The 16,304-nt window shown below is 66.1% G+C and carries 14 protein-coding genes and 1 pseudogene; 13 read left to right on the top strand and 2 right to left on the bottom strand.

Annotated elements, in window-relative coordinates:
• Positions 1 to 23: 23 nt before the first annotated feature.
• Together greA and WJ35_RS05540 are read left to right on the top strand one after the other, a co-directional pair.
• A complete protein-coding gene (gene greA, locus WJ35_RS05545; protein WP_010092671.1) occupies positions 24 to 500 on the top strand; it encodes a transcription elongation factor GreA in 477 nt (158 codons plus the stop codon).
• Positions 501 to 514: 14 nt separating this feature from the next.
• Positions 515 to 973, top strand: coding sequence for a DUF4149 domain-containing protein (locus WJ35_RS05540; RefSeq protein WP_010092670.1), 459 nt, complete (start codon positions 515 to 517; stop codon positions 971 to 973).
• Between the two features lie 28 nt (positions 974 to 1,001).
• Here WJ35_RS05540 and WJ35_RS05535 read toward each other — a convergent pair whose 3' ends face one another.
• Positions 1,002 to 1,529, bottom strand: a complete 528-nt coding sequence (locus WJ35_RS05535) for a YhbY family RNA-binding protein (RefSeq protein WP_010092669.1) — start codon at positions 1,527 to 1,529, stop codon at positions 1,002 to 1,004.
• 179 nt (positions 1,530 to 1,708) lie between these two features.
• Here WJ35_RS05535 and WJ35_RS05530 point away from each other — a divergent pair, with 179 nt between their 5' ends.
• The 11 genes and pseudogenes from WJ35_RS05530 to phoR all read left to right on the top strand — a co-directional run bounded on the left by WJ35_RS05530 (position 1,709) and on the right by phoR (position 13,956).
• On the top strand, positions 1,709 to 2,371 hold the full coding sequence (locus tag WJ35_RS05530; protein WP_010092668.1) for an RlmE family RNA methyltransferase: 663 nt from the start codon (positions 1,709 to 1,711) through the stop codon (positions 2,369 to 2,371).
• Between the two features lie 167 nt (positions 2,372 to 2,538).
• Positions 2,539 to 4,436 (top strand): annotated as a pseudogene (ftsH, locus tag WJ35_RS05525) (ATP-dependent zinc metalloprotease FtsH).
• A 78-nt stretch (positions 4,437 to 4,514) separates the two neighbouring features.
• Entirely contained in the window at positions 4,515 to 5,408 is an 894-nt protein-coding gene (gene folP, locus WJ35_RS05520) for a dihydropteroate synthase (RefSeq protein ID WP_069239408.1), read from the top strand.
• A 36-nt stretch (positions 5,409 to 5,444) separates the two neighbouring features.
• Positions 5,445 to 6,800, top strand: a complete 1,356-nt coding sequence (gene glmM / locus WJ35_RS05515) for a phosphoglucosamine mutase (RefSeq protein WP_069238866.1) — start codon at positions 5,445 to 5,447, stop codon at positions 6,798 to 6,800.
• Positions 6,801 to 7,246: 446 nt separating this feature from the next.
• Entirely contained in the window at positions 7,247 to 8,281 is a 1,035-nt protein-coding gene (gene pstS, locus WJ35_RS05510; protein ID WP_029226592.1) for a phosphate ABC transporter substrate-binding protein PstS, read from the top strand.
• Positions 8,282 to 8,377: 96 nt separating this feature from the next.
• Positions 8,378 to 9,364: a phosphate ABC transporter permease PstC gene (pstC, locus tag WJ35_RS05505; RefSeq protein WP_059491392.1), complete on the top strand. Its 987-nt coding sequence runs from the start codon at positions 8,378 to 8,380 to the stop codon at positions 9,362 to 9,364.
• A complete protein-coding gene (gene pstA, locus WJ35_RS05500; protein WP_060230984.1) occupies positions 9,361 to 10,254 on the top strand; it encodes a phosphate ABC transporter permease PstA in 894 nt (297 codons plus the stop codon). Before pstC ends, pstA begins: the two co-directional genes overlap by 4 nt.
• Positions 10,255 to 10,269: 15 nt before the next feature.
• A complete protein-coding gene (gene pstB, locus WJ35_RS05495) occupies positions 10,270 to 11,118 on the top strand; it encodes a phosphate ABC transporter ATP-binding protein PstB (RefSeq protein WP_010092661.1) in 849 nt (282 codons plus the stop codon).
• 18 nt (positions 11,119 to 11,136) lie between these two features.
• Entirely contained in the window at positions 11,137 to 11,841 is a 705-nt protein-coding gene (gene phoU / locus WJ35_RS05490; RefSeq protein ID WP_010092660.1) for a phosphate signaling complex protein PhoU, read from the top strand.
• 34 nt (positions 11,842 to 11,875) lie between these two features.
• Positions 11,876 to 12,577, top strand: coding sequence for a phosphate regulon transcriptional regulator PhoB (gene phoB / locus WJ35_RS05485; RefSeq protein ID WP_010092659.1), 702 nt, complete (start codon positions 11,876 to 11,878; stop codon positions 12,575 to 12,577).
• Positions 12,578 to 12,636: 59 nt separating this feature from the next.
• Positions 12,637 to 13,956: a phosphate regulon sensor histidine kinase PhoR gene (gene phoR, locus WJ35_RS05480; RefSeq protein WP_069238865.1), complete on the top strand. Its 1,320-nt coding sequence runs from the start codon at positions 12,637 to 12,639 to the stop codon at positions 13,954 to 13,956.
• A 117-nt stretch (positions 13,957 to 14,073) separates the two neighbouring features.
• Here phoR and ppk1 read toward each other — a convergent pair whose 3' ends face one another.
• Positions 14,074 to 16,137, bottom strand: coding sequence for a polyphosphate kinase 1 (ppk1, locus tag WJ35_RS05475; protein ID WP_060230990.1), 2,064 nt, complete (start codon positions 16,135 to 16,137; stop codon positions 14,074 to 14,076).
• Positions 16,138 to 16,304 lie beyond the last annotated feature (167 nt).

Raw genomic sequence — 16,304 nt, 5'->3', positions numbered from 1 at the left:
CCGTTTTATTGATTGAGCCGTTTATGAGCACCATTCCGTTGACAAAGCGTGGCGCAGACCAACTGCGCGATGAATTGCAGCGCCTCAAGTCCGTCGAGCGGCCGGCCGTGATCAATGCGATTGCGGAGGCGCGCGCGCAGGGCGACCTGTCCGAAAACGCCGAATACGACGCAGCCAAGGAAAAGCAGGGCTTCATCGAGGGCCGCATCGCGGAAATCGAATCGAAGCTGTCGGCCGCGCAGATCATCGATCCGTCCTCGCTGGATGCCGACGGCCGCGTGGTGTTCGCGGCGACGGTCGAGCTCGAGGATCTCGAATCGGGCGACACCGTCAAGTACCAGATCGTCGGCGACGACGAGGCGGATCTCGATCACGGCCTGATCTCGGTCAGCTCGCCGATCGCGCGCGCGCTGATCGGCAAGTCCGAAGGCGACGTCGCGGCCGTGCAGGCGCCGAGCGGCGTGCGCGAGTACGAAATCATCTCGGTCAGCTACATCTGACGCGGAGCGACACGATGCCGCATCGCGTGTTCCGTCTGCTGTCGGCCGTCTGGGTCGGCAGCCTGCTGACGATCGGGTATGCGGTCGCGCCCGTGCTGTTTCGTTCACTGGAGCGGATGACGGCCGGCTCGGTTGCCGCCCAGCTGTTCCGCATCGAGGCGGTCGTCGGCGTGGTGTGCGGCGTGCTGCTGCTCGTGCTGTCGAACCAGCAGGTGCGGCGCGGCTGCGACGAATACCGCCGCGTGCGCTGGATTCTCGCGGCGATGGTCGGCTGCGTGCTGATCGGGTATTTCGCGCTGCAGCCGTTCATGAACGCGCTGCGCGTGGCCGCGATGGACGCGGGCACCGATATCGCGAACTCGCCGTATGCGAGCCGGTTCGGGATGCTGCACGGCGTCTCGAGCCTGTTCTACCTGGTCGAGAGCGTGCTCGGGCTGATGCTGATCTGGCGCTTGCCGGCTCGCGACGCATAAGCGTCGCGAGCCGGGCGCCCGGGCGGGCTTATTTGTCCTGGAACGGCCGCTTGGTGCTCGCCTGGCGCTTTTTCGCGCGCTTGACGGTGCCGCCGGCGGTCACGCGCTCGTTGCCGCGCACCGTCACCTTTTGCGGCTTCGGACGGCGCACCGGGCTTGCGTTCGGCGACACCTTGACGACCTTCACGGTACGCGGCGCGCGGCCCTTCTTGTCGGCGGCGGCTTCGGCCGCGCTCGGCAGGGCGCCGCTGCGGCGGCCGCGAGCCGGCGCGGGCGCGGCTTCCTCGGGCTTCCAGATCACGAGCAGCTTGCCGATATGCTGGATCGGCGCGGCGTTCAGCCGGTCGCAGATTTCGTCGTAGATCGCGATGCGTTCATCGCGCTCGTCGCCGAACACGCGAATCTTGATCAGCTGGTGCGCGTCAAGGTGCACCTTGATTTCCTTCAGGACCGCGTCGGTGAGCCCCTCGGCGCCGATCAGCACGACGGGCTTGAGCGCATGGGCTTCGGAGCGCAGCGCGGAGCGCTCGGCGGGAGAAAGCGAAAGGGCTGGCATGGAATGTCGAATTCAAAAATAAGGGCGCGCAACACCGGCATCCGCCGTGTGAGCCGCGCGCCGAAACCACGTAAAATCGCGGCTTGGGCCTGATTGAGGCCGCAGCCGCGCGAAGAAGACGCGTATTATCCGCCAAAAGCGCGGCTTCACGAAGCAAATGGCAGTAATCTCTCTCTCGAATGGCAAAGAACCGCTTCAACCAGCACTGGCTGCACGACCACATCAACGACCCGTACGTCAAAATGGCGCAACGGGAGGGCTATCGCGCGCGCGCCGCTTACAAGCTGAAGGAAATCGACGAACAGGACAAGCTGATTCGTCCCGGCCAGGTGATCGTCGATCTCGGCGCGGCGCCCGGCAGCTGGAGCCAGTACGCGCGCAACAAGCTCGCGCAGGGCAAGAAACGCGACGCGGTGCGCGAAGGCGGGATCGACGGCACGATCGTCGCGCTCGACATGCTGCCGATGGAGCCGATCGCCGACGTGCACTTCATCCAGGGCGACTTTCGCGAGGACGAGGTGCTGCATCAACTGGAGGCCGTCCTCGAAGGCCGGCCGGTTGACCTTGTAATTTCCGACATGGCCCCCAACCTGTCAGGGGTCGCCTCCGCGGACGCGGCGCGCATCGAGCACGTGTGCGATCTCGCGCTCGAATTCTCGCAGAATCATCTGAAGCCGGATGGCGCGCTGCTGGTGAAGTGCTTCCACGGCAGCGGCTACAGCCAGATTGTCGAGAAATTCAAGCAGCAGTTTAAGATTGTCGCGCCGCGCAAGCCCAAGGCGTCCCGCGACAAATCGTCCGAAACGTTCATCTTGGGGCGGCACCTGAAGCATCCGCGCTGACGCGGAGCCGGGGAGCCGCAAACGGGCTCCGGCCCTTGCCGGACAAGCCGTTCGCTATCGCGACGGTTGTCAATGCTTATGGCAGGGGTGGTCGGACTGGATTAGAATGCCTGAGGGGCGCCGCAAGGAAAATGTAGGCGCTCGTCTACGAGTGAAGGAGTGGTGCTTTGAACAACAATATGTTTTCGAAGGCAGCAGTGTGGCTGGTGATCGCACTGGTGCTGTTTACGGTGTTCAAGCAGTTCGACAAGCCCCGCGTCCAGGAAGGCGTGTCCTATTCGCAGTTCATGGACGACGCCAAGAACGGCAAGGTCAAGACTGTCGTCGTGCAGGGGCGCAACCTCACCGTCACTCCGGCTGATGGCCAGAAATACCAGATCGTGTCGCCCGGCGACATCTGGATGGTCGGCGATCTGATGAAGTATGGCGTGCAGGTCAGCGGCAAGGCCGACGACGAGCCGAACGCGCTGATGTCCGCGCTGTACTACCTCGGGCCGACGATCCTGATCATCGGTTTCTGGTTCTACATGATGCGGCAGATGCAGGGCGGCGGCAAAGGCGGCGCGTTCTCGTTCGGCAAATCGCGTGCGCGGCTGATCGACGAAAACAACAACGCGGTCAACTTCTCCGACGTCGCGGGCTGCGACGAAGCGAAGGAAGAAGTGTCCGAGCTCGTCGACTTCCTGCGCGATCCGCAGAAATTCCAGAAGCTTGGCGGCCGCATTCCGCGCGGCGTGCTGCTGGTCGGCCCTCCGGGCACCGGCAAGACGCTGCTCGCCCGCGCGATCGCGGGTGAAGCGAAGGTGCCGTTCTTCAGCATCTCGGGCTCCGACTTCGTCGAAATGTTCGTCGGCGTCGGCGCGGCCCGCGTGCGCGACATGTTCGAGCAGGCGAAGAAGCATGCGCCGTGCATCGTGTTCATCGACGAAATCGACGCGGTCGGCCGTCATCGCGGCGCCGGCATGGGCGGCGGCAACGACGAGCGCGAGCAGACGCTGAACCAGATGCTCGTCGAGATGGACGGCTTCGAAGCGAATTCGGGCGTGATCGTGATCGCCGCGACCAACCGGTCCGACGTGCTCGACAAGGCGCTGCTGCGTCCGGGCCGTTTCGACCGCCAGGTCTATGTCGGCCTGCCGGACATCCGCGGCCGCGAGCAGATCATGCGCGTCCACCTGCGCAAGGTGCCGATCGCGAACGACGTCGACGCGGCAGTGATCGCGCGCGGCACGCCGGGCTTCTCGGGCGCCGATCTCGCGAACCTCGTCAACGAGGCGGCGCTGTTCGCCGCGCGTCGCGGCAAGCGCATCGTCGAGATGCAGGACTTCGAGGACGCGAAGGACAAGATCTTCATGGGTCCGGAGCGCAAGTCCGCGGTGATCCGCGAGGAAGCGAAGCGCGCGACCGCGTACCACGAGTCGGGCCATGCGGTGATCGCGAAGCTGCTGCCGAAGGCCGATCCGGTGCACAAGGTCACGATCATTCCGCGCGGCCGTGCGCTGGGCGTCACGTGGCAACTGCCGGAGCACGACAACGAGACGTATTCGAAGGACTACCTGCTGGACCGCCTCGCGATCCTGTTCGGTGGGCGCGTGGCCGAGGAGCTCTTCATGAACCTCGTCAGCACCGGCGCATCGGACGACTTCAACAAGGCGACGCAGACGGCGCGCGCGATGGTGGCCCGGTTCGGCATGACCGACGCGCTCGGCCCGATGGTCTATGCCGACGACGAGAGCGATGTGCAAGCCCGTTCGGCCGCGGCTTCACGCGGACGATTTCGGAAGCGACGCAGCAGAAGGTCGATGCGGAAATCCGCCGCGTGCTGGATGACCAGTACAGCCTCGCTCGCCGCCTGCTGGAGGAGAACCGCGACAAGGTCGAGGCGATGACCGCCGCGCTGATGGAGTGGGAGACGATCGACGCCGATCAGATCAACGACATCATGGAAGGCCGTCCGCCGCGCTCGCCGAAGAGCTCGCCGACCGTCGGCGGGGATGCATCATCGGGCGGCACCGGCGCCGAGGTCAAGCCGGGCAACGCGCCGGCGCCCGCGTCGCCGGCCTGATTCCCGCTGTCGTACCGTTGACGGGCTGGTGTGGCTTTCACACCGGCCCGTTTTGCATTCATTCCACGTTTGTCGCTCGTGTCCGATCCCGTCTCTCCGTCATTCATTCCGGCGCACCTGCAGTGCGGCCGCTTCACGCTGACGTTCGAACGCCCGCTCGTGATGGGCATCCTCAACGCGACGCCCGACTCGTTCTCCGACGGCGGCCGTTTCCTCGCCCATGACGATGCGTTGCGCCAGGCCGAGCGGATGCTCGCGGAGGGCGCCGACATTCTCGACATCGGCGGCGAATCGACCCGCCCGGGCGCGCCGCCGGTGCCGCTCGACGAGGAGCTCGCGCGCGTGATTCCGCTGGTCGACGCATTGCGCCCGCTGAACGTGCCGCTGTCGGTCGATACGTACAAGCCGGCCGTGATGCGCGCGGCGCTGGCCGCCGGCGCGGACCTGATCAACGATATTTGGGGCTTTCGCCAGGCCGGCGCGATCGAGGCCGTGCGCGACGGCCACTGCGGCCTGTGCGCGATGCACATGCTCGGCGAGCCGCGGACGATGCAGGTGCACGAGCCTGACTATCGGGACGTGGTCGCCGACGTGCGCGATTTCCTCGCCGAGCGTGCGCAAGCGTTGATGGACGCCGGCGTCGCGGCGGAACGCATCTGCGTCGACCCCGGTTTCGGGTTCGGCAAGGCGGTGATCGAACACAACTATGCGCTGCTCGCCGCGCTGCCCGATACGACGCCCGCGCGGCCCGACGGCCGGCCTTACCCGATTCTCGCGGGGATGTCGCGCAAGTCGATGCTCGGCGCGGTGATCGGCGGCAAGCCGCCGGCCGGGCGCGTCGCGGCGAGCGTCGCGGCCGCGGTGTGCGCGGTGGAGCGGGGCGCCGCGATCGTGCGGGTGCACGACGTGGCCGCGACGGTCGATGCATTGAAAGTTTGGAACGCCGTGCGCGAAGCCGCGCGGCAACGATAAGTCAGAGTTCAGGAAAGACGAAGGAGGAAGGTTCGCATGGGACGTCGATACTTCGGTACGGACGGCATCCGCGGCACCGTCGGCGAAGCGCCGATCACGCCCGATTTCGTGTTGCGGCTCGGCTACGCGGCGGGCAAGGTGCTGGCCGGCTCGGCTGACGTCGCGGCGGGCGCGCGCCCGACCGTGCTGATCGGCAAGGACACGCGCGTATCGGGCTACATGCTCGAGGCGGCGCTGGAGGCGGGCTTCTCCGCGGCCGGTGTCGACGTGATGCTGGCCGGCCCGATGCCGACGCCGGGCGTCGCGTACCTGACGCGCGCGCTGCGCCTGTCGGCGGGCGTCGTGATCAGCGCGTCGCACAATCCGTATCACGACAACGGCATCAAGTTCTTTTCCGCGGACGGCAACAAGCTGCCCGACGAAACCGAAGCCGCGATCGAGGCGTGGCTCGGCAAGCCGCTCGAGTGCGCGCCGTCGGACGGGCTCGGCAAGGCGCGCCGCCTCGACGATGCGGCCGGCCGCTACATCGAGTTCTGCAAGAGCACGTTCCCCGCGGCGTTCGACCTGCGCGGGATGAAGCTCGTCGTCGACTGCGCGCACGGCGCCGCGTACCAGGTCGCGCCGCACGTGTTCCACGAACTGGGCGCGGACGTGATCCCGATCGGCGTCGCGCCGAACGGCTTCAACATCAACGACGGCGTCGGCGCGACCGCGCCCGATGCGCTGGTGCGCGCGGTGCGGGCGAATCACGCGGATCTCGGCATCGCGCTCGACGGCGACGCGGACCGCCTGCAGGTCGTCGACTCGACCGGGCGGCTGTTCAACGGCGACGAGCTGCTGTACGTGCTGGTCAAGGACCGGATCGCAACTAACGGCCGAGTCGAAGGGGCGGTGGGAACGCTGATGACGAATCTCGCCGTCGAAGTCGCGCTGCAACGCGAGGGCGTGCAGTTCGTGCGTGCGGCGGTCGGCGACCGCTACGTGCTCGAGCGGCTGCGCGAGCACGGCTGGCAGCTCGGCGCGGAAGGGTCGGGTCATATCCTGTCGCTCGACCGGCATACGACCGGCGACGGCATCGTGTCGGCGCTGCTGGTGCTCGCGGCGCTCAAGCGCAGCGGCCGCACGCTTGCGCAGATGCTCGACGGCGTCACGCTGTTCCCGCAGAAGCTGATCAACGTGCGGATGAAGCCCGGCGCGGACTGGAAGGGCAATGCGTCGATCCGGGCCGCGATCGACGGCGCGGAACAGGCGCTGGCCGGCAGCGGCCGCGTGCTGATCCGTGCATCGGGCACCGAGCCCGTGCTGCGCGTGATGGTCGAGGCGGAGCAGGCGGCGGACGCGAGCCGTCACGCCGAGGCGATCGCCGACGCGGTGCGCGAAGCGACGAGCTGAGCGAGGCGGGCGGCCGGCACGCGTGACGATTCGATCGCGCATGCCGGCTGAACGATGGCCGAGCTACCGTGAGCGTCGTCAATTCGTCAGACGCAAAGGTTTGCGCTAATAAATAGAGGACGCTCTCGATGGCGTCCTTCGTACTCGATGAAGTCTTCTGCGCCCAACCGGAAGACGAGCGCGCACCGGGCGGTGCGCGATGCGGGAAGCGGCGCGCCCTGCGCCGCACACTGCCCGAAACGGGGCGCGGCCACTCCGCGCAACGGGCAATTCTTGCCGCTTTTCCCAGCGCGCCGCGCGCGTACACGGGCTCGCGCTTCACCGAATATCACCTTTCAAGTAGTCATGTTACTGTCACGCCAGTTTCATTGATTGTCACAGTACTGTCATGAGGAGCCCCTAACCTTCGCGGTGCCGTAGTCATCCGCTCACACACTGGAGGTCTCATGAAATTGATGCAAACCGCGATTGCCGGCCTGGCTGGCGCACTCTTCGCTGTTGCTGCGCACGCCGCCGACATCACGGGCGCAGGCAGCACGTTCGCGATGCCGATCTACACGAAATGGGCTGCCGATTACCAGCAGGCCGGCGGCGCGAAGATCAACTACCAGGGCATCGGCTCGTCGGGCGGCCTGAAGCAGATCAATGCGAAGACGGTCGATTTTGCCGGTTCGGACGCGCCGCTGAAGGACGACGAACTCGCGAAGGACGGCCTGTTCCAGTTCCCGACGGTGGTCGGCGGCGTGGTGCCGGTCATCAACGTGCCGGGCGTGAAGGCAGGTGAACTGACGCTGTCGGGCCCGGTGCTCGGCGACATCTACCTCGGCAAGATCAAGAAGTGGAACGACCCGGCGATCGCCGCGCTGAACCCGAAGGTCAAGCTGCCGGATACCGACATCGCGGTCGTGCGCCGTGCGGACGGCTCGGGCACGAGCTTCATCTGGACGAACTACCTGTCGAAGGTCAACGACGAGTGGAAGTCGAAGGTCGGCGAAGGCACGACGGTCAACTGGCCGACCGGCACGGGCGGCAAGGGCAACGACGGCGTCGCGGCATTCGTGCAGCGTCTGCCGGGCGCGATCGGCTACGTCGAGTGGGCGTACGCGAAGAAGAACAGCATGGTCTACACCGCGCTGAAGAACTCGACGGGCACGGTGGTCGAGCCGAAGACGGAAACCTTCAAGGCCGCTGCCGCCGGCGCGAACTGGTCGAAGTCGTTCTACCAGATCCTGACGAACCAGCCGGGCAAGGAAGCATGGCCGGTCGTCGGCGCGACGTTCGTGCTGCTGCACGCGAAGCAGGACAAGCCGGAGCAGGGCGCGGAAACGCTGAAGTTCTTCAGCTGGGCGTTCAAGAACGGCGAGAAGGCGGCTGACAGCCTCGACTACATCTCGCTGCCGCCGGCGGTCGAAGCGGAAATCCGCAAGCAGTGGAAGGTCAAGGTGACGGATACGGCGGGCAAGCCGATCGCCACGGAGTAAGCGTCACAGCGGTTCGCTGCCCGGCCGCGCAGGCCGGGCAGTGTTCGTGCGGTAAGGCCGGGCGTCAAGGCGCCCGGCATTCAGAAGCAGGCGCCCATGTCTGATATTCCATACGTGTCCTCCCGGTCCGCCGGCAATGCGCAGCAGCACGCGCCCGGCCGCCTCGGCGACATCCTGTTCGGCGGCCTCGCCCGGCTCGCCGCCATCGTCACCCTGCTGCTCCTCGGCGGCATCATCGTCTCGCTGATCATCGCGTCGATGCCGACCATCCAGAAGTTCGGCCTCGGCTTCCTGTGGCAGTCCGAATGGGATCCCAATTCGGATGTCTACGGCGCGCTCGTGCCGATCTACGGCACCCTCGTCACGTCGGTCATCGCGCTGGTGATCGCGGTGCCCGTCAGCTTCGGCATCGCGCTGTTCCTCACCGAGCTGTCGCCGGTCTGGCTGCGCCGTCCGCTCGGCATCGCCATCGAGCTGCTCGCCGCGATCCCGTCGATCGTCTACGGGATGTGGGGGCTGCTCGTGTTCGCGCCGATCTTCGCCACCTATTTCCAGAAACCGGTCGGCCGCCTGTTCGACGGCGTGCCGGTGCTCGGCGCGCTGTTCGCCGGCCCGCCGATCGGCATCGGCATTCTTGCCGCCGGCGTGATCCTCGCGATCATGATCATCCCGTACATCGCGTCGGTGATGCGCGACGTGTTCGAGGTCACGCCCGTGCTGCTGAAGGAATCGGCGTACGGGATCGGCTGCACGACCTGGGAAGTGATGTGGAAGATCGTGCTGCCCTATACGAAGACCGGCGTGATCGGCGGCGTGATGCTCGGCCTCGGCCGCGCGCTCGGCGAAACGATGGCCGTGACGTTCGTGATCGGCAACACGAACCTGCTCGACAACGTGTCGCTGTTCTCGCCCGGCAACAGCATCACGTCGGCGCTCGCGAACGAGTTCGCCGAAGCGTCGCCCGGCCTGCATACGGCCGCGCTGATGGAGCTGGGCCTGATCCTGTTCGTGATCACCTTCATCGTGCTGGCCATCTCCAAACTGCTGCTGCTGCGTCTCGAGAAAGGAGAGGGCAAGAAATGAGCGAGCCCGTACTGAACTTCCCCGGCCCGGACGGCGCCGTGCTCGACGCGATGCGCAGCCGGCTCCAGCGCAAGCGCAAGATCGTCAACGCGATCGCGCTCACCGCGTCGCTCGGCGCGATGGCGTTCGGCCTGATGTGGCTCGTGTGGATCCTCTACACGACGCTGCACCTCGGCGTCGGCGGCCTGTCGGTGCAAATGTTCACCGAATCGACCCCGCCGCCGAACACCGCGGGCGGCGGCCTCGCGAACGCGATCGTCGGCAGCCTGCTGCTGGTCGGTTTCGGCACGCTGGTCGGCACGCCGATCGGCATCCTGGCGGGCGTCTACCTCGCCGAATACGGCAGGACCAACCCGCTCGCGAGCACGATCCGCTTCATCAACGACATCCTGCTGTCGGCGCCGTCGATCGTCGTGGGCCTGTTCGTCTACGCGCTCGTCGTCGCGAAGTCGGGCCGCTTCTCCGGCTGGGCCGGCGTGATCGCGCTCGCGCTGCTGCAGATCCCGATCGTGATCCGCACGACCGAGAACATGCTGAAGCTCGTGCCGAACGCGCTGCGCGAAGCGGCCTTCGCGCTCGGCACGCCGAAGTGGCGGATGGTGCTGAAGATCACGCTGCGCGCGTCGGTGGGCGGCATCATCACGGGCGTGCTGCTCGCGGTCGCGCGGATTGCCGGCGAAACGGCGCCGCTGCTGTTCACCGCGCTGTCGAACCAGTTCTTCTCGTGGGACATGAGCCAGCCGATGGCGAACCTGCCGGTCACGATCTTCAAGTTCGCGATGAGCCCGTTCGCGGAATGGCAGTCGCTCGCATGGGCGGGCGTGTTCCTGATCACCCTCGGCGTGCTCGGACTCAACGTCCTCGCGCGCTCGATCTTCTCGAAACAGTAACGGCGGAGCAATCCGATGAACATGGCAGAAAGCCACCTGAATCCCATCGAACGTGTCGCCGCGCCGGCCGGGACGCACGGCGCGACGGACGGCCGTCCGCTCGCGCCGCTGAACGCGAAGATCGAGGTCAACAATCTCAACTTCTTCTACAACAAGTTCCACGCGCTGAAGAACATCAACCTGCGCATTCCCGAAGGGAAGGTGACGGCGTTCATCGGCCCGTCGGGCTGCGGCAAGTCGACGCTGCTGCGCACGTTCAACAAGATGTACGCGCTCTATCCGGAGCAGCGCGCCGAAGGCGAGATCCTGATGGACGGCGAGAACCTGCTGACCACCAAGCGCGACATCTCGCTGTTGCGCGCGCGGATCGGCATGGTGTTCCAGAAACCGACCCCGTTTCCGATGTCGATCTATGACAACATCGCATTCGGCGTGAAAATGTTCGAGAAGCTCACGCGCTCGGAAATGGACGACCGCGTCGAATGGGCGCTGACGAAGGCCGCGCTGTGGAACGAAGTGAAGGACAAGCTGGGCCAGAGCGGCTACGGCCTGTCCGGCGGCCAGCAGCAGCGTCTGTGCATCGCGCGCGGCATCGCGATCCGTCCGGAAGTGCTGCTGCTCGACGAGCCGTGCTCGGCGCTCGACCCGATCTCGACGGGCCGCATCGAAGAGCTGATCGCGGAGCTGAAGAGCGACTATACGGTCGTGATCGTCACGCACAACATGCAGCAGGCGGCGCGCTGCTCGGACTACACGGCCTACATGTACCTGGGCGAGCTGATCGAATTCGGCGAGACCGAGAAGATCTTCATCAAGCCGGTACGCAAGGAAACGGAAGACTACATCACCGGCCGCTTCGGTTGATGACGGAGAACAACAGCCATGTCGGATAAACATTTGTCGAGCCAGTTCGACGCCGATCTCAATGCCGTGTCGTCGAAGGTGCTGGAGATGGGCGGGCTCGTCGAGGCGCAGATCACGGGCGCGATGCACGCGCTGAACGAATTCGACCGCGCTGCGGCCGAGAAGGTGATCGCGAACGAAGAGATCCTGAACACGATGGAAGTCGAGATCGACCAGGAGTGCGGCAACATCATCGCGCGCCGCCAGCCGGCCGCGCGCGACCTGCGCCTCCTGATGTCGATCTCGAAAACGATCACGAACCTCGAGCGCGCCGGCGACGAGGCGGAGAAGATCGCGAAACGCGTGCGCCGCCTGATCGACGAGCCGGCCGCGCGCGCGGTCAACATCGCCGAGATCAAGGTGTCGGGTGAGATGGCCGTGACGATCCTGCGCCGCGCGCTCGACGCGTTCGCGCGGCTCGACACGGTCGCCGCCGCGCAGATCGTCAAGGACGACAAGGAGATCGACCAGGAATTCCGCGCGTTCGTGCGCAAGCTCGTGTCGTACATGCAGGAAGATCCGCGCACGATCTCGGTCGGCCTCGAATACCTGTTCATCGCGAAGGCGATCGAACGGATCGGCGACCACGCGAAGAACCTCGCCGAATTCATCATCTACATCGTGAAGGGCACCGACGTGCGGCACCAGCCGCGCGACACGCTCGATCGCGAAGCCAACAGCTAACACGTCAAGGTACAAGGCGAACAACGAGGTGCCGATGCCCAGCAACATTCTCGTCATCGAAGACGAACCCGCGATATCCGAGCTGATCTCGGTGAATCTCCAGCATGCCGGACACTGCCCGATCCGCGCGTACAACGCGGAGCAGGCGGCGAACCTGATCAGCGACGTGCTGCCCGATCTCGTGCTGCTCGACTGGATGCTGCCGGGCAAGTCCGGCATCGCGTTCGCGCGCGACCTGCGCAACAACGAGCGCACCAAGCACATCCCGATCATCATGCTGACCGCGCGCGGCGACGAGCAGGACAAGGTGCTCGGCCTCGAGATCGGCGCGGACGACTACGTGACCAAGCCGTTCTCGCCGAAGGAGCTGATGGCGCGCATCAAGGCGGTGCTGCGCCGCCGCGCGCCGCAGCTGACCGAGGACGTCGTGTCGATCAACGGGCTGCGTCTCGACCCGGCCACGCACCGGGTCGCCGCGCACGCGGACGGCAGCGAGATCAAGCTCGATCTCGGCCCGACCGAGTTCCGCCTGCTGCACTTCTTCATGACCCACCCGGAGCGCGTGCACAGCCGCACGCAGCTGCTCGACCAGGTGTGGGGCGACCACGTGTTCGTCGAGGAACGCACCGTCGACGTGCATATCAAGCGATTGCGTGCGGCCCTCAAGCCGGCGGGTTGCGACGCGATGATCGAAACGGTCCGCGGCAGCGGCTACCGGCTCGCGAAGCACGCGTGAAGCACGTGGGCGGCGCATCGTGCGTCGCGCAGGCATTTCAACTTTTCGGACGCTGAATCATGAACATCATCTGGGCGCGCTTTCTGGTGTCGCTCGTGTTGCTCGTGCTGATCAGCGTACTGGTCGGCTTCTTCGCCGGCCCGACGGCCGCGCTCGTGTTCGCGGCCGTGATGCTGGCCGCACAGGGTTTTTTCAGCACGTTTCATACGCAGCGCCTGTGGCGGCTGCTCGACGCGCCGGTATACGGCGAAGTGCCGAGCGCGCCCGGCATCTGGGGCGAGATCTACTACCGGCTGCACAAGCTCGCGAAGCAGTGGCATGCGCAGGTGCGGCAGGTCGAGCAGCAGCATTCGCGCTTCATCCAGGCAATCCAGGCGTCGCCGAACGGCGTCGCGATGCTCGACGAGCACGACACGATCGAATGGTGCAACGCGATCGCCGAAGTGCATTTCGGCCTCGATGCGAAGCGCGACCTGCGCCAGCACGTCACGAATCTCGTCAGGCATCCGGATTTCGTCCGCTACCTGAATTCGCAGCATTACGAGGAGATGCTCGTGATGCACGGGATGGGCGACGCGCGGCAGAACGTGCTCGCGGTGCAGGTGTTCCCGTACGGCGAGAACCGCAAGCTGCTGCTGACGCAGGACATCACCGAGCTCGAGCGCACCGACGCGATGCGGCGCGACTTCGTCGCGAACGTGTCGCACGAGCTGAAGACGCCGCTCACCGTGCTGTCGGGCTTCCTCGAGACGATGCGCGAACTGCCGCTGAACGAGGAAGACCGTGCCCGCTACCTCGACCTGATGGAGCAGCAGGCGTCGCGGATGCGGCACATCGTCACCGACCTGCTGGTGCTCGCGAAGCTCGAAGGCGACGGCAAGCCGGCCGCCGACCGCGCGATCGACATGCGCTCCGTGTTCGACCATCTGAAGGAAGACGCGCAGTCGCTGTCGAACGGGCATCACGACATCTCGTTCACGCTCGACGACACGCTTGCGGTCGCCGGTGCGCAGACGGAGATCTTCAGCGCGTTCGCGAACCTCGTGATCAACGCGATCCGCTATACGCCGGAGGGCGGCAAGATCGTCGTGTCGTGGCGGCGCGAAGGCGCGCAGGCGGTGTTCTCGGTGACCGACAGCGGGTTCGGCATACCGGCGGCCGACCTGCCGCGGCTGACCGAACGCTTCTACCGCGTCGACCGCAGCCGGTCGCGCGACACGGGCGGCACCGGCCTCGGGCTCGCGATCGTCAAGCATGTGCTGCAGCGGCACGACGCGCACCTGTACATCCAGAGCGAGGAAGGACGCGGCAGCACGTTCACCGCGCGGTTCCCGGCGTCGCGCGTGATCGCGATCCGGCCCGCGGCGTTCGAGGCGTGAGCGTGTAACGCGCGCGCCGGGCGCTGCATCGGCGCGCGGCCCGGAATGAAAAAAGCACAACCCGCGGGTTGTGCTTTTTCGTTTGCTGCGCGGCGCGCGAGCGCGCGCACGGCGTCGCTACGAGCAGAACTTCGCGAGCAGGCCGAGCTGCGCGTTGCGCGTCGTCTTGCCCGCGCGGCGTCGGCGATAGTGGCCGTCGCTTTGCATCAGCCATGCCGACTGGTTGTCGCCGAGAAACACCGACAGGCCTTCCGCGATCACGCGGCGCTTGAGCTTGCGCTCGCGGATCGGGAACGCGACCTCGACGCGGCGGAACAGGTTGCGGTCCATCCAGTCCGCGCTCGACAGGTACACGTCTTCCGCGCCGTTCGCGTGGAAATAGTAGATGCGGTGATGCTCGAGGAAGCGGCCGACGATCGAGCGCACCGTGATGTTGTCCGACAGCCCCGGCACGCCCGGCTTCAGCGCGCAGACGCCGCGCACGATCAGGTCGACCTTCACGCCCGCCTGCGACGCTTCGTACAGCGCGGCGATCACCGACGGCTCGAGCAGCGCGTTCATCTTCGCGACGATGCGTGCGCGCTTGCCGGCGCGCGCGTTCTCGGTTTCGGCGCGGATGCCGTCGATGATGCGCGGATGCAGCGTGAACGGCGACTGCCACAGCTCGTGCAGCGTCAGCTCGCCGCCGATGCCGGTCAGCTGCTGGAACACGTGATGCACGTCCTCGCAGATCTTCTGGTCGGCCGTCATCAGCCCGAAGTCGGAATAGAGGCGCGCGGTGCGCGGATGGTAGTTGCCGGTGCCGAGGTGCACGTAGCGGCGCAGCGACGCCTTGCCGCCCTGCACGACGCGCCGCACGATCAGCATCATCTTCGCGTGGCACTTGTGCCCGACGACGCCGTACACGACGTGCGCGCCGACGGCTTCGAGCTGCGACGCCCAGTTGATGTTGGTTTCCTCGTCGAAGCGCGCGAGCAGCTCGACGACGACGGTCACTTCCTTGCCGTTGCGCGCGGCTTCCATCAGCGCGTCCATCAGCGGCGAATCGGTGCCGGTGCGGTAGATCGTCTGCTTGATCGCGACGACGCTCGGGTCCTGCGCCGCCTGCTGCAGCAGCTCGAGCACGGGCTGGAAGCTCTCGTACGGGTGATGCAGCAGGATGTCGCCGTCGTCGATCGCGTCGAACATCGACGGCGCATTCGCGATTCCCGGCGGGATCGACGCGGTGAACGGCGCGAATTTCAGGTCCGGCCGGTCGACGAGATCGGGGATCTGCATCAGCCGCACGAGGTTCACCGAGCCGATCACCCGATAGCAATCCTTCTCGCCGAGCCCGCCTTCCTCGAGCAGGCGCCGCACGATGTGCGGCGGCGTGTCGGCGGACACCTCGAGGCGCACCGCGTTGCCGAGGTGGCGCGCGGGCAGTTCGCCCTGCAGCGCGACGCGCAGGTTCGTGATTTCGTCTTCGTCGACGAACAGCTCACTGTTGCGCGTGATGCGGAACTGGTTGCAGCTCTTCACGACGAGCTGCGGGAACAGCTCGCCGACGAAGCGCTGCATGAACGAGCTCAGCAGCACGAAGCCGTGCTCGAATCCGGACAGCGGCTGCGGCATGCGCACGACGCGCGGCAGCGCGCGCGGCGCCTGCACGATGCCGAGCACGGCCTGGCGGCCGAACGCGTCGCGGCCCTCGAGCTCGACGACGAAGTTCAGGCTCTTGTTCAGCACGCGCGGAAACGGGTGCGCGGGATCGAGGCCGATCGGCGTCAGCACCGGCAGCAGCTCGTCGAAGAAGTAGCGCCGCGCCCACTCGGTCTGCTCGTCGTTCCACGAATCGCTGCTGTGGAAGTAGATGCCTTCCTGCTCGAGCGCCGGCAGCACAGTTTCGTGCAGCATCGTGTACTGCCGGTGCACGAGCCGCTGCGCGCGCTCGACGACGAGGTCGTAAGCGTGTTGCAGCGACATGCCGTCGGGCGTGAGCGCGCCGGGATTGTCGCGGATCTGCTCCTGCAGGCCGGCCATCCGCACTTCGAAGAATTCGTCCAGGTTGCTGCTCGTGATGCAGACGAAGCGCAGGCGCTCCAGCAGCGGGACATGCGGGTCGGCCGCCTGTGCGAGCACGCGCTCGTTGAATCCCAGGATGCCGAGTTCACGATTGAGAAGCGGGTAGCGGGCGGACATCGGCAGAGTAGGGGGCTGATCGGGCAACGACTCGAAAGGACGCTCGGAAACTCTCACGGTGCGATGACGTGCTGATGACACGGGTCGTTAGGTATCGGCAAATTCTACGCCGGAAACCTTTCGTCTCATAAATGTTTCACCTATATACAATGCTGCGGGGCGCATGC

It is taken from the genome of Burkholderia ubonensis (assembly GCF_001718695.1).
Taxonomy (GTDB): domain Bacteria; phylum Pseudomonadota; class Gammaproteobacteria; order Burkholderiales; family Burkholderiaceae; genus Burkholderia; species Burkholderia ubonensis_B.
Note: the sequence above shows the minus strand (reverse complement) of the source record. Positions and strands in the feature narration are given on the sequence as shown.

Excerpts from the sequence above, each read along its gene's own strand:
- greA (WP_010092671.1), top strand. The coding sequence starts at position 24 with ATGAGCACCATTCCGTTGACAAAGCGTGGCGCAGACCAACTGCGCGAT.
- WJ35_RS05540 (WP_010092670.1), top strand. The coding sequence starts at position 515 with ATGCCGCATCGCGTGTTCCGTCTGCTGTCGGCCGTCTGGGTCGGCAGC.
- WJ35_RS05535 (WP_010092669.1), bottom strand. The coding sequence starts at position 1,529 with ATGCCAGCCCTTTCGCTTTCTCCCGCCGAGCGCTCCGCGCTGCGCTCC.
- WJ35_RS05530 (WP_010092668.1), top strand. The coding sequence starts at position 1,709 with ATGGCAAAGAACCGCTTCAACCAGCACTGGCTGCACGACCACATCAAC.
- glmM (WP_069238866.1), top strand. The coding sequence starts at position 5,445 with ATGGGACGTCGATACTTCGGTACGGACGGCATCCGCGGCACCGTCGGC.
- pstS (WP_029226592.1), top strand. The coding sequence starts at position 7,247 with ATGAAATTGATGCAAACCGCGATTGCCGGCCTGGCTGGCGCACTCTTC.
- pstC (WP_059491392.1), top strand. The coding sequence starts at position 8,378 with ATGTCTGATATTCCATACGTGTCCTCCCGGTCCGCCGGCAATGCGCAG.
- pstA (WP_060230984.1), top strand. The coding sequence starts at position 9,361 with ATGAGCGAGCCCGTACTGAACTTCCCCGGCCCGGACGGCGCCGTGCTC.
- pstB (WP_010092661.1), top strand. The coding sequence starts at position 10,270 with ATGAACATGGCAGAAAGCCACCTGAATCCCATCGAACGTGTCGCCGCG.
- phoU (WP_010092660.1), top strand. The coding sequence starts at position 11,137 with ATGTCGGATAAACATTTGTCGAGCCAGTTCGACGCCGATCTCAATGCC.
- phoB (WP_010092659.1), top strand. The coding sequence starts at position 11,876 with ATGCCCAGCAACATTCTCGTCATCGAAGACGAACCCGCGATATCCGAG.
- phoR (WP_069238865.1), top strand. The coding sequence starts at position 12,637 with ATGAACATCATCTGGGCGCGCTTTCTGGTGTCGCTCGTGTTGCTCGTG.
- ppk1 (WP_060230990.1), bottom strand. The coding sequence starts at position 16,137 with ATGTCCGCCCGCTACCCGCTTCTCAATCGTGAACTCGGCATCCTGGGA.